The following is a 13,892-nucleotide window of genomic DNA, read 5'->3' as shown; positions in this document are numbered from 1 at the left end:
AGAGCCATATTACAACAAGATACTTGAAATCATCAGAAAAATCAGCGTGACCACCTTCAAGCAAAATCCAGATCCATGGCTTTACAAAGGAATCGTCTCAGGTTGTCTGCGTGTAGCTCATCAGAGTGTGTTTACTGATGCCAATAACTTTACAACTTTTGGAATGAATGCTGAACCATATACCGGTTTCTTTGGCTTCACAGAGGAAGAAACTCATAAACTCTTAGCTGACTGTGGACTTTCTGAGAAAGAGAATGAAGTAAAAGAATGGTATGACGGCTACAGATTCGGAGATAAACACATCTACTGTCCATGGAGTCTAATCAGCTACTGCTATGCAGCAACTCAGAAAGATATCTATGCACCTCAGCCATTCTGGGTAAACACCAGTGGTAATGACATTGTTTCCATGTTTGCAAAGAACAGTATTGAGGCTCATGATTCAGGTAATGTCGACAGATTACAGCGGTTCTCAGACAGAAATGTCATTGAGATTTCATTAAAGGAATTTACCACATATCCTGATCTTAACAATAACATGGATTTTGATATCTTTATGACCTTAATGCTGCATACAGGATATGCAACCTATGCTGAAGAAACATACTCTACAGACAGGGTTAAAATCAGAATTCCAAATAATGAGGTTGCTCTCTGTTTTAAGAATAAGTTTGAGAACCTATACACCAAGAATAATCATCACTGGTTTAATCAGACTCTAAGCCTAGTGGATTTACTCATGGAGAATAAGACTGAAGAAGCTCAGATGCTTATTTCTACTATGCTAAAAGAGTTCTTAAGTATCAGAAACAGCGGTGATGAGCTCTATTATCATGGATTTATGACAGGCATTCTTGGAATAGCTGCTTCAACTAAAGGTCTTGAATACTATGAGGAAATTGAGACTGGAACCGGTTTCTCAGATATTATCATTGATAACTTTGATTCGGAAATAGCATGTATTTTGGAACTGAAAAAGACCGAAAAACTTGAGTACTGCTATGATGCAGCCCAAGAGGCAACCAAGCAAATTATCCAAAAAGACTATGCCTCAAAATTTATTTCTAAAGGATATAAGAAAATCTATGGAATAGGCCTTGGCTTTGCCAAAAAGAGCTGCAGGATTGTTTCCCTTGGAAATCTGGTAGAAGCTCGCACTAATCAGTAAAGTTTAATTTTCCAGGTTAAACAGCAGGTTCAATGCGCATTACTTTATTTGCAAATGTATGCTTCCTTAACGCCTCAAGAGCTGTTTCTGCATGTTCTCATAATGTAACTTAGGTAACTGGCTACCTAAGTTATCTTATGCTAAATTTTTACTTTTTTAGTATGTCAGAACAGAAGCTCTACCTGTCCTTTTTTTCTGTTACTAATACTTCTGCAATTGCTTGCGCAATTTCCGAGCCCTCTTGTTCTTTTTCAAGCCATAACCAGTTTCCGCAAACATTCGCTTCAAGAAACACAATTTTTCCATCTGTGGTTTCCACGAGATCAACTGTTGCAAAGATTATCCCCCAGAATTTGAGTAGCGTGATTAACTTCTCCCTGATATCTGTAGGAAGTTCTGTTTTTTCTGTTCTAAGCTGGTCAACTCGTCTAAAGTCAATTTTTGACTTTTGTTTTTCCTGAGAGAAAATTCTATAGGTAAAGCATTTATCACCAATGATTGTCACTCGTAATTCTGATTTCTTGCATAAAGCTTCCTGAAGTAGCACAGGTGCACTGCCAGGATCAAAATATTCTTCAAGAGAAGCCAAATCAGAGGCGTTTACAGGACTTGTATAAAATCCTTTAAACTCCACATCGTTGTAACCATCCTCATTTACAAATGGGTTTTCATCAATCAGAGAAATATCACTTAACTGCTTGATGATAATCTTACCGTTATGCTTCTCGTAAAAAGCTTTAACATTATCAGAACAGTTGGTAACAATTGTGTCAGGGATATCAAGTCCATGAGCAACTGCACACTGATGCTGATAAATCTTGTTATCAACCTTATCTTCAGTATACGGATTGTTAATCCATCTGCAGCTTTGTGGAATCAGTGAGAAAAAACCTTGAACAGTAGAACGGATTTCAGCGGTTGCAAGCTGGTCTGCAGTAGAACTGCTGTCTTTTGCCTTTGGAATATAAAAACTTCTGCAGTAAACACCTTCAATATCGTCAGAGGAAACAATGTCTCCATTAGTAAATATCAGCTTTCCAGACGTACAGGAGATATCTATAATGATTTTTTCTCTTCGAGCTTCTGTTTCGATTGAACCATACTCATCAAATAAGAAAGCAGGATCGAAGCGTTTTACCTTCTTTCCATATTTTTCAAGATAATACAGGACAGCATCAGCATGAACATCCTCGTCAATAGCCAGAATCAGATACATTTAATAAACTCCGATGGTTACTGCTTTCATTTGTTATCTATAACCTGATACTCAACTCTGAAAAGGTCAGGACTGATTTCATCTTCTTTAAGATTTTCTATTTCTACATCGAAATAGTCATCTAAAATAGAAATAAAGTTGCGGTATAAGATTGAATGAAATCCCTTAAATTCAACTGCTGTTTGATATAGTTTCTCGTGTAGCTTTTTGTGAAAATCCGTTTTCTTTACCACCAGAATCCTGTTATCCGCAAATAAGGCTGAGCAAGTTGCTTTAGAAATAAAGAAACAAAGCCAGTCATCAACTGACATCATAAGCTTGCCTGACGTATGTGAGTGCCAGATAAAATCACTGCTATCGTCAACTCTTGCGGTATGCTTATCTCCACAAGAGAAAGAAAAAGAGCCATCCTTAAAAATGGCTCCGGAACACTCAGTTTTCTTATCTAAGACTTTTGTTTTTATGTTAAATAGCACAGACAGATGTTGCTCTGTTAGCCTCATCTACTTTTCCTTTATAAACTAAAGTTAATGACCAACTCTTCTATCGGTCTTGCCTTTTACATTTTTGGCTGGTACCCATTTCCCTGAAGGAGTTCGGTGCGCTGGAACATTATGACCAACAGTATGAATATTAGTGTATGTTTTTCTGGTTACACCATTCCAACAAAAAGAACCATCCTCAAAAACATTCATCTGTTTGTCTGAATTAAAATGAATCGTTGGAATATCAACAGGAGCTTCATTAAGCTTCGATGCAAACCTGTATAAAAAAGGAGTTTTACTCATAGCTATTCTCCTGTTTCCAGATTGAACTTTAAATTAGGTTTATTCGCAACTGCTGTTAACAAAGCCAAACTTGCAAAAATTGAATCTAATCCAAAAGCCTCTGTTAATATATGGATTATCTCAACTTCCCCATAAGCGACTTCACCATCACTTACAATGATTGTTGCAAGATCTTTTAGTACCTCAAAGCAGTCGATACCTTCCAACTCAAGATTGCCAAGATATATTTCTTGATTGGTAGAATCAGTATGTTCTTCCTCGCTGGCATCAATGAAAGAATCTAGGTATTGCTTAATTAAAGTTTCTCCTTCAAACCAGTCCAGTTCGTATTTTTCAAAAAGTGCTTTGGCTGAATCAAGCTCTGAAACCTCAACTTTCCCATCAGCAAAAATCACAAAAGCACAGGCCTTAGCAAAATTATTAATTACAGATGTCATAACAACTCCTATCCTAATTCCTTGCTCCAGGACAGAGGAGTACATCCAGTGAGTCTCTGATACTCATCAGAGACAAATTTCATATTCTCATCTGTAATTTTGTCTGGGTTTTCAGTCTGAGTAGGTGTACTTCTCTTTACTTCATTCACAATCGAGAAGAACCCGCCTGTTTCATTAAAGATCATAAATCTGTCTTTGCGATCCTTTGGTCTATCCCTAAAGTCAATCTGGCATAGCATAGCTATTGCCTTACCCTGTGTTGTGCATGAAACAGTGATTAGGCGGTTCTCGCTGTCATAGTTGATGATCAGATTCTTTGGTGAATAGCTATGGAAGAATCTCTCCATAAATTTGCTTGCATTATCTCTGATTGTGGATCCATAACCAGCGTCTTTTAATGAGCTTAAAAATTCTGGTAGAGAGCCCTGATCACGGCGAAGTTTCTGATCTTCATCCGAGGTTGCAGAAGTAACAGAGGTAAAATCGGTTATCAAGGAAATATAATCGGCAGTGGTAGACAGATTTGTGTCACCTTTTCTCTTCTTATTATCAACAATCAATTTAACCAGCATGGAGAGAAATCTACCGATATTGTTAACACGTTTTCTCATCCAGATATCTTTTGAGACAATAGATTCAAGCATAAAATCTGAAGGATCAAGATATATAGGAATCTGATTTGAATTTCCTTCTGATTCCTCACCATCATCGGAAGAAACTGCGTTGCTGCCCAGAGAGGTCCATTTAAACAGATCAGGTTCAGATATTAGGTTTTCATAAAGGATTGGATATGAAACCTGAGCACAGACCATAGCAAATAGAAGTTTAAAATAAAGCTTTATATCCTCCTTATCACTTGCAAGGTCAAACTTTATATTAGAATTTTCTGAGTAAAGCTTTTTCATCTTAGTAACACTTATCTCTCTAACCAAAGATAATGTGTTAAGCATTCTTTTGATAGCTCTTGGATTTGTCCCACATGTTTCTATTGTCATAGAATTCAAATCTGAAATAATTTCGTTTAGCATATTTTCAGACTCGGTCTTTGAACCTGTGTAACAGATATTCTTTAAGCCATCCTTTAGATAGTTGTCTATTTTGTACTGACTTACTGGTAATCTGAATGACAATTGGATGATCTTGTCAAAGAAGGAACGGTATTCTCGTTCATTCTCTTCTGTTTTTTTACCAAACCGCTTTTCAAGACCTTTAATAACTACTTCATAATCGATTGCCAGAATAAATATGCAGTTGTTAACCTCGAACAGATTCTTCATCAAGGACAAAATCTGTACAGCAACAGGAGGATCAAGTCTATCCAGATCATCTACAAAGAATATAAATCCTTTAAAAGGAGATGATTGCTTGAGTGTCTTTCGATACTCTGTTATTTGACGCTTAAAATCAACAATTGCTTTCTGCAACTCATTTCTGAAGAAATCAGGATCATGCTGTTCTGGAATATTGTTTCCATTGCCGCCAAGCATATTGTCAATTGAATTAGGATTAGCCCCCATAAAACCTAAACCAACTTTTGTTGTAGCAACGGCGGCGAATCTTAGAGCACCTAAAAGTCTTGAGGCTATAACCTTAGAATTAGCATTATCCTTAAGATAGGTTGATACCTGCTGAGTAATCTGAGAGGTGATTCCCTGAACTATTGAAACAAGAGATTCTCGCTCATCTTTCATCAAAGAATACTGCCAGGTATTAACCCATACGCCTAAATAAGGGAAATCGTCTTCAGAACGTTGATCAACATAATTTTCATCACTGAATTTACAGATGGTTCCATAGTTAAGACATAGCTGTCCGGCGATCTGATTCATAAGAGAGGTTTTTCCACTTCCCCATTCTCCCTGCAGAGCTATGGTGGTAGGCATCTGGGCATTGTTAATAAACTTAATCAATGCAGAAACATATGAACTCTGTTCAAGTGTATCAACAGCATTAGGTGGTAATGGAATATCGGTTAAATTAGAAAATAATTGCTGTTCCATGATAATTCCTCTTTATTACACAAAATCATCAAATAATAATGAAGTCTGAGCCGGTTCTTTTTTCTTATCAGCCGTTTTTGCGTTTATATCTCCATTTTGAATTTCGCTCTGGTTAGTTTCAGAAGAAGTTACGGCAGCTTCATCTTTGCTATCAGAAGGAGATGGACTTACTAAAGTGTTTGGCTGTACTGTCTGAGTTGACTCTACTGACGGTTCTGACTGTATTGACTCTTTTTTCTTTCTTGGATTTTTTGGAACAGAGGCACTTTTCTTTTCTGGCTCAAGCTCATCAACCTTCTGTTTGTACAGTTCCATCAGGTGTGCAACAATCTGCTCTTCTGTTGAGTCAGGTGCTAAGCCATAAAGTGATAAAACAGCCTTATCGTTGGCTTCGTGAGCTTTTAACAGTTCTATTGGCATAGTGAGCGGATCGTAAAGGTCAGCTAAGGAACTGTCAGGGTACAGTGCTCGTGCATCCAGGATAGCTTGTGCTGTTTTTATTACTTTTTCTTTTTGAGATTCGTTTACTTCTGGCCAAATGAAGTTGTTATAAACGATGTCCTTAGAGTAGCGATAACGTGTCTCTAATCTTCCTGCTACGGTTCGCATCCAAGACATGTGAGTGGATGAAGTTAAGATGCCGAAATCGTATAGACTGGCAAGAGGCAAAATCAGTGCAGCATTAAGAACAATAGTTCCTTTATCAATAAATCCCATTGGGATATATGTGCGTCTTTCAGAAGAAACCCTTGGAATAACTAACGCAGACTCTGGATTTCGTTTATCTCTAAATGTTGTTGATGTATCTGCTAAATAGACAGCGCTTTTACTTTTAAGTCTAAACTCTCTAACCTTTTCGACCCTCTCCATGGTCATCGGCATTTTTCTTAACTTGTCTGGAGGACAGTCAACTAACCATAAAACGTATCGAGGTTTGTTATTTATATATTCCTCGCTACCAACTAGTTTTTTTATGTACTTGAGAGACTGAGGTTCTTTTTCTTTAAACAGCTGATATTCATCTTCCTCAAGTTTTAAATAATTTCCATCAATTGGAACATTGCCATCTGTCATAACTTTGGTTGCTGATATTGGTTTATTTCGACTTTCAATTACGATATTTACAGCATTGTTTAAGTATCCGTTGATGATATTGCAAACTTTGCAGCTGCCGTCTGAAGAAAAAAGCATTTTTCCCTTGAAGCCACTCTTTTCATTCGAAAAACCAACAATCACAACATGAACATGAGCTTTATCTGTAGCTTCGTTATCCCATCTAAATGATTTATAAGCAAAATCTATTTGAATTTCATAAGACAATAGTATTTTCCATAACGCACCAACAAGTTCTCCCTGTGTAATACTATTTGTTGCAACTAGGGCTGACTTAATATTTTTATTTACGCAAGACAATAATGCAGCTTTTTTAAACCAAGCACATACATAATCCAAACTTCCATATTTGTTTGTGTCCTCTTCAAAAACTTCCTTCAAATCTTGCTTCTGACTTTCTGTCTGATACTTTTTTCCTGAAAACGGCGGATTTCCCATAATGTACGAAAGCTCACTTGCAGGCACAATGTCATTCCAATCAATTCTTAAAGCATTAGCGCAGCGAATATGGTTGTATGAAACTAAAGGAAGGTAATCGAGATTGCTTTGAATGATCAGTTCTGTTTCTTTTTTCATCTGCAAATCTGCAATCCACAAAGCCGTTTGAGCGACAGCAACAGCAAATTCGTTTATTTCTATTCCGTAGAACTGATCAAGAGTTACATAGATAGGATGTTTTAATTCCTCGATCTGTAACGAGGTTTGACCGCCATAGATTTCACGCATAACATCATTTTCAAGGCGGCGTAGACAGAGAAAGGTTTCGGTTAGGAAGTTTCCACTTCCACAGGCAGGATCAAGGAATTTCAAATGTCCCAGTTCCTTTTGGAATTCCTTTAATCGATTTATTCTGTTTCCATCTTTCTTAAAATTCTTAATACGATTAAATTTCTCTCGTAAATCTCTTAAAAAGAGAGGATCAATAACCTTATGAATATTATCCTGAGAGGTGTAGTGCATTCCTCCAGAACGACGTGTTTCAGGATTGATGGTACTCTCGAAAATTGCACCGAAGATTGTAGGACTGATGTCCTTCCAGTCAAATCCGATACTGGCTTTGTTCAAAAGAAGATCTTTGAACTTATCATCAAGCTGTGGAATTTCAATTGGATCACTAAAGAGGTTTCCATTTACATAAGGAAATTCATTTAATTTGTCTCCAAGATTGACACTTCTATCTTCATATTTTGTATCTAGAACCTTGAATAGAAGCTGTAAAACTCCATTCATCTGTTCTGCTGGGGTGTTGCTCAGATATTTATAGAATGCTGAATGTTCGCCAAAAAGGCCAGCATCCTCTGCATAAAGACAGAATGCCAAACGCACACAAAGCTTATTGATATCGCTCGAAACTTTTGGATCATCAGGATTTTTGTATAGAGTTAAAAGGTGTCTATAGATATCTCCAATTAGGTTACCGGCATCAACAGAAAGTTTTTCTTCCTTAGTAAGAACACCTGCATCCTTTTTTACAAGAAAATCCAAACGATAGATTTCGTTCTCTAGATCCTCGAGCTTAATGACCTGCTCAGGAAGTTTGAGGTTCATGTCATAGACACGAAATTCCTTGAAATTACAGGTTACAATATATTGTCCTTTCTCAAAAAAAGGAAGATTTTCATAATAACGTTTGGCTTGTTCAAATGGTGTTAAGGCTGAACCGTCAGATTGAGGATATGATTTTGTAAGATCTTTTTTGGAGTCTTTTTGTTCAATAAGAACATTAGTGGAAGGTATAAATAGGTCAATAAACTTTGTTCTTTCTGAGGAAGAATTAGGCTCTACCCCCCAGTGCGCCTAATATTTATACTCTTTTCAAATTCCAGATTGAAATTGAAGGAGGACATTCCGAATACGTTTTGAATAAGAGTTAACCAAAACTTTTGAGTATCACTTTTTTCGTATGATCCGTTTCGGTTTTCATTTTCTTTATTTCTGTTAATCCAATACTGACAGAACTCATGCAAGGCAGTCTGCTGCTGAATATTCAAGGTTCACCTCTACGTAACTTAATAAATATGGATAATATGTTATTAGGAGTGCATGCCCAAAAGGACTGTACAATTACATCGGGATTCAATCTTAATGTTATGTTTTAAATTCAAAACTACATATGAGTCATGTTTATTTTTGAGAGAGATTTCAAATAATATCCTCAAGATTTACTTCAATTTTCAAAGGAGTTTACATTTAGAATAATCTTTTGCCATACATATCCAAATCTGGAACGATATGAAATTAAAATGGTCTAAGAAGAATTGTTTTTTATTTTAATGACAAGAAGTAAATCTATTATGGAATCCTCGAATGGTGAATTAGTGACAGACTATTATGTCAGATTCGGAGAATTTGTTTATAAACATGTTCATCCAAAAACAGATTATTTGAAAGGCAAAATGTATAAGTGGATCAACCCTAAAAAAGGTTGGATTGAAAAGAGATTTGATCGGTATTCTGAAAATATAGATGATATTTCAGAAGAACAAGCTCTAGAGATAGCTGGAGTAAGTCATTGGTAGATAGGCTGAAATGAATAAGAACAAAGACTATTTAAATGATACCGCAGATCAATCGGGAATGTATGTACAGATACCATACAATAGGAAGCTTTGGTTTGAAAATATATCGAGAGTTTTAGGTCGTAATGTTAAATTGAGTGATTTAACCAAGCAATTGTTTTGGTCGAAACTTCCAAATACTGAAAAAGAACGTGTAAAGAAATACTTCAATTAAAATATAGCGTAAAAAAATGGAACAGATTAATGAAAGTCTTGTAACTGATTATTTCGTAAAGTTTGGTAAATTTGTCATTAAATGGGTTCATCATCCTTGTTATTCTTTTTGGGGAGTTGGTGGAAAAACATACCTGTGGGCTAATCATGAAAAAGGGTGGGTTGAAAAAAAGTTAATTTAGATCATGACGATGTTGAACACATTACAGAAAAGCAAGCCCTAAAGATTACTAGAGTCTCTCATTGGTAGTTAGTCCGGTTTTATCTAATTCTTAAGGACACTTATCAGCAAGAATCCTTTCCTAACAACAAATCTCCAAAAAAAAATGGTCAAGATAATTTTCATAATCTGCTGTTTCAAATTACAACCAAAGAGTTCATTAAAGTTAAAGTCTGATAGTCCAGGTAAATATAATTAATATCACCTTCATCTAACGATAAGTTAAATATTACATAATTTTGTTTTGGTTAGTACTCATTTTGGAATAGGACACATTATAAGTATTGATACATCAATTCTAAAAATTGTCACCAGTGGTGATAACTTACTATTTTCTTGATTTTATTTACAAAGATATAGAGTGCCAAAAGATAAGCGAAAACTTCATAAATATCAAAAGTCTTTGTTTTACATGATGTTACACATCAGTAACACTCACCTAGTTTTGAAAGATTTAATCGCCGAATATTAATCGATTTCTAATGCATTAGATTACGCATAGTCTAGGAAGATTGAATGAATCGAAAGGTTTGAGATTTGTTTTCTATCCTCTAATTCTTCACTTGGATAGCCTTAGTGAAACTCTTTTTCTCTATATAGTTTCACCTTCTATAATTAAGACAGATATCTGTTTTATGGGGCAGTTTTGAAAGTGAAGCTCAAAATTTATTTTTCTCTATTTATTTTTCTTTTAGGACTTCAATCCGTACTGTCTGCACCTCTTGTTGAAACTCCTGTCGGCCTGATTGAGGGCGAGGAGTTGAATGGAGTTGAGGTCTTTAAAGGCATTCCTTATGCCCAGACTGTAACCGAAGAACTTCGTTTCGCTCCTCCGGTTGCAGCATCTCCTTTTAAAGAAAAATTTAAAGCAGACAGATTCTGTCCTATAGCACCACAGGCCGCCTTTTTAAATTACGACTCATCCCAGAGTGGAGGCAAGAGTTATCTTTGTCTGAATATTTTCCGTCCTGTCAATCTTACATCTGAAAGTAAAGCTCCTGTGTATGTATGGATTCATGGAGGAGCATATGCCTCAGGCACTTCAGGAATTCCTCTTTATGATGGCAGTCAGTTTGCCAAAGACGGTATTATCACTGTAACCGTGAATTATCGTCTTGGGGCAGAAGGCTTTTTGCATTCTAATAGTCTTCTTAAGAAATACGGAACCACCGGAAACTGGGGGCATCTTGACCTGATAGAAGCTCTTAAATGGGTAAATCAGAATATTGAAAGTTTTGGAGGAGATACTGGCAATATAACCGTTGGAGGTGGATCTGCTGGCGCAATGGCCGCCTCAGCCCTGATATTAAATCCAAAGGTAAAGGGGATGTTTCAAAAAGCGATTCTTCACAGCGGAACCATCATTTCCTTTCCTTTTGTTGGCTTGAATTCAGAGCAGAACCATGATACTGCTCAGAAAAGAAGTCAGAAACTGTTTTCACAGTTTGGAGTAGAGGATTCTGATGCCGGTGTTGATATGCTCAGATCACTTGATCCTTATCTTTTAGCTTATCAGTGTGCCTATGATTATGATTTTACCCATAACAGAGGCTCTTTTATGATTCCATATCTGGATGGAAATGTTCTTCCCTTGTCTCCTTACAAGGAGTTAAAGCGCAATAATTATAACGATGTATCCGTGCTTATGGGATATAACTCCAATGAAGGTACTCTGTTTGTAAACAGCGATTTAACCGAAAATGATTTTTATAGCGGTTTATATGCAAATTTTGACAAAAATACCGCAGAATCTTTAAAAAATCTCTATAAATTAACTGAAAAAAGCTCAGTTTATGAAAAAGCTTCAGAATTTATGGGGGATGTGATGTTTAATCTTGGAATGAAAATTTTTGCTGATAATCTGTCTGCAACCCAGAAGGTTTATGTCTATCACTTTGATTATCTTCCAAAGTCTTCAAAAGGAGAGCTTTCTGGTGTACATCATTCATCAGAGCTTAAATATGCCTTTAATAATATGTCTAAAGATGCAAGCCAGAAGAGCAGGGATGTGGCAGAAGTCTTTCACTTAAGACTGGTAAATTTTCTTAAGACAGGTGATCCGGATTCTGCAGGAGAAATGACTACGCTTATTAAATGGAAGGCTTATGACAGCAATGATAGGGCTGTACTGAGAATCGGATCCTACACTGGAGTAGAGGAGTTTAAACTTAAGGAAAAACTCTCCCAGCTCGAAGAGATATTCTTTGGCTCAGAGAAGAAATAACTATGATTACTTCATCCCAATAGCATCCATCTTAGGGGCATAATCCTTGATGGCTGAGTTTAATGATACCTTATTTCCTTCACTAACTCCCTTCTGGTAGGCCTGATAGGCTGCAAAGGTGTTATATACAGAATGTCTTCTAACTTCACTTAGATCTGGATGCTTATCACTGATATATTTATCAATATTCTCCTGGATCTCAAATGGCTGAGCATATTCGCATATTTTCTCGCTGATGGAATTGAAATATCCCTGAATAAAGCCCTGTTTCTTTTCTTTAGCTATGGAAGTGAAAATACGCTTTAGACCACGTTCAAATCCTACTGACACACGAAGATATCCGAGATTTCGGAGTTTTTTAAATTTTTCGCCCAATATTTTATAAGTTCTGTTTCTGAAAACTGCATCGTTGTTCATCGAAATTTCATTCATGATACAGCTAAGATTTGTTAGTTGACTCCCGTAGACAGTATTGTAGAAAGAAGGTGTTTTTGTCTGCAGCTCACACATAAAACTTGCATTACGTGCCGTTTCTAAATAGATTTCACCATCCATCATCTTTGTATACTCTCCGATAGCAAATGCTGCCTGACGGGATAGAACGGTAAAGATATATTCACAGCTTTCCAGAATATCAGCAGGACCGATAAGACTGATGTTTGTAACCCTGGAGTTATTGGTATGCAGTATCGGTTCGACTCCAAATGCTTTTCTGATGATATTGAGCAGTTTTGACATAATTAGCTGTGTGCTGATGCTGCTGAGTGTTTTTAGCTTAATCTCATCAATTCCGTTGTCTGCATTGATCTCTTTTGATTCTATGTTGTATTTTTCCATCAGCTTCTGAGCTCTTGCAAGAGCAGCCGCCGCTTCATGAGGATTTGAGCTATCGGATAGCGCCAGAAGTTTTTTTATTTTATCAATCAGTTCTTCTTTAGTCATTTTTTTTCTTTTTTGCTATAGGTTATTTAAGAAATCTTCACACAATTATACATGTTGTAAATCCAATAAAAAAGGCACCCTGAAAACAGGATGCCTCAAAACGTTAGTATGGAAAATTTATAAATAGATTATTTTGATGATAAAGCTTCACCAATCTCTTCAAGAGTTCTGCCCTTGGTCTCTGGCATCATGACTGCACACCAGATAATCTGAACAACCATCATCAGAGCGAAGAAACCGAACATGAAGCCTGCGTCGAAGTTAGCAATTGCGATAGGGAACAGCAGAGTTAGACCTGCAGCGAATATCCAGTGAGTTGCTGAACCTAATGACTGACCCGCAGCACGCTGATCGTTAGGGAAGATTTCTGAGATGAATACCCAGATGATGGTGCCTGAACCGATTGCGTGAGAAGCAATGAAGGTAATCATACAGATAAGAACCAGAGTACTTACTGAACCTAGTGAAGATGAAGCCTCGTGCTTAACCTGAAGAGCGATATCACGAACTTCAGCTAATGACTCACCATCAAATGCAACCTTAGTACCGGTGTAAGAATCTTTCTGAGTTGAATCAGATAGCTTCTTCTTAGCAGTTTCGAAAGCAACTTCAGCCTTTGACTTATCTTCAGCAGTGAAGAATACAGTCTCATTGTTCATGTTGATTAACTGCTCTGCAGTTGAAGCGGTATCAATTGCGTTTGAAACAACCTTAAGCTCTTCGAAGTGGAAGAATGCATAGGTACATACTGATAGAGATGCGATATAACCAACGCAACCAATCAAAAGAAGTGTCTTACGGCCTAGAAGGTCAATTAAGCGAATACCGATAAAGGTAGCAATCAGGTTGGTTACACCAAGAGCGATTGAAGCTGCAACAGGATCTTCAATACCTGCTAGACCTAACAGTCTTGGAGCGAAGTAAAGAATAATGTTAATACCTGATAACTGGTTGAATGCAGCAATTAGGAAAGCAAACAGAATTGGATACTTTAATCTCTTTGAGAAGAACTTTGAAGCAGACTGCTTTAACTTGCCTTCCTCTGCTGCTGA

Annotated in this window: 11 protein-coding genes; 3 read left to right on the top strand and 8 right to left on the bottom strand. The window is 36.8% G+C overall.

Annotation, left to right across the window (positions count from 1 at the left end):
* Positions 1 to 1,168 (top strand): AAA family ATPase (locus tag QZU45_RS08210; protein ID WP_295353981.1); only part of this gene is annotated, 1,168 nt, incomplete at its 5' end.
* Between the two features lie 178 nt (positions 1,169 to 1,346).
* On the opposite strand, the gene QZU45_RS08205 is transcribed toward QZU45_RS08210, so the two are convergent.
* Genes QZU45_RS08205 through QZU45_RS08180 form a run of 6 tightly spaced genes read right to left on the bottom strand, consistent with a single transcriptional unit; the run spans position 1,347 to position 8,471 of the window.
* Positions 1,347 to 2,384, bottom strand: coding sequence for a hypothetical protein (locus QZU45_RS08205; RefSeq protein WP_295353978.1), 1,038 nt, complete (start codon positions 2,382 to 2,384; stop codon positions 1,347 to 1,349).
* Between the two features lie 26 nt (positions 2,385 to 2,410).
* A complete protein-coding gene (locus QZU45_RS08200) occupies positions 2,411 to 2,887 on the bottom strand; it encodes a hypothetical protein (protein ID WP_295353975.1) in 477 nt (158 codons plus the stop codon).
* A 24-nt stretch (positions 2,888 to 2,911) separates the two neighbouring features.
* Positions 2,912 to 3,172, bottom strand: a complete 261-nt coding sequence (locus QZU45_RS08195; protein ID WP_295353972.1) for a hypothetical protein — start codon at positions 3,170 to 3,172, stop codon at positions 2,912 to 2,914.
* A gap of 2 nt (positions 3,173 to 3,174) precedes the next feature.
* Entirely contained in the window at positions 3,175 to 3,609 is a 435-nt protein-coding gene (locus QZU45_RS08190; protein ID WP_295353969.1) for a TerB family tellurite resistance protein, read from the bottom strand.
* Between the two features lie 8 nt (positions 3,610 to 3,617).
* Positions 3,618 to 5,609 carry a P-loop NTPase fold protein gene (locus QZU45_RS08185; RefSeq protein ID WP_295353967.1) on the bottom strand — a complete coding sequence of 664 codons (1,992 nt, stop codon included), beginning with the start codon at positions 5,607 to 5,609 and terminating at the stop codon, positions 3,618 to 3,620.
* Positions 5,610 to 5,624: 15 nt separating this feature from the next.
* Entirely contained in the window at positions 5,625 to 8,471 is a 2,847-nt protein-coding gene (locus QZU45_RS08180; protein WP_366925486.1) for a DNA methyltransferase, read from the bottom strand.
* Positions 8,472 to 9,016: 545 nt separating this feature from the next.
* Here QZU45_RS08180 and QZU45_RS08175 point away from each other — a divergent pair.
* Together QZU45_RS08175 and QZU45_RS08170 are read left to right on the top strand one after the other, a co-directional pair.
* The gene (locus QZU45_RS08175) at positions 9,017 to 9,241 is read left to right on the top strand and encodes a hypothetical protein (protein ID WP_295353962.1); all 225 of its coding nucleotides are present in this window, start codon (positions 9,017 to 9,019) and stop codon (positions 9,239 to 9,241) included.
* Positions 9,242 to 10,326: 1,085 nt separating this feature from the next.
* On the top strand, positions 10,327 to 11,898 hold the full coding sequence (locus tag QZU45_RS08170) for a carboxylesterase family protein (protein WP_295353959.1): 1,572 nt from the start codon (positions 10,327 to 10,329) through the stop codon (positions 11,896 to 11,898).
* A 6-nt stretch (positions 11,899 to 11,904) separates the two neighbouring features.
* Here the strand turns inward: QZU45_RS08170 and QZU45_RS08165 are convergent, their stop codons facing one another.
* Both QZU45_RS08165 and QZU45_RS08160 read right to left on the bottom strand, forming a co-directional pair.
* Positions 11,905 to 12,840 carry a DUF2786 domain-containing protein gene (locus QZU45_RS08165; protein ID WP_074841295.1) on the bottom strand — a complete coding sequence of 312 codons (936 nt, stop codon included), beginning with the start codon at positions 12,838 to 12,840 and terminating at the stop codon, positions 11,905 to 11,907.
* Positions 12,841 to 12,968: 128 nt separating this feature from the next.
* Positions 12,969 to 13,892: MFS transporter (locus QZU45_RS08160; protein WP_295353954.1), on the bottom strand; the 924-nt coding region annotated here is incomplete at its 5' end.

The sequence above is a fragment of the uncultured Succinivibrio sp. genome (genome assembly GCF_902756765.1).
In the GTDB taxonomy this organism is placed as follows: Bacteria; Pseudomonadota; Gammaproteobacteria; order Enterobacterales; family Succinivibrionaceae; genus Succinivibrio.
The sequence above is the reverse complement of the archived record's forward strand: the minus strand, read 5'-3'. Positions and strand labels throughout refer to the sequence as shown.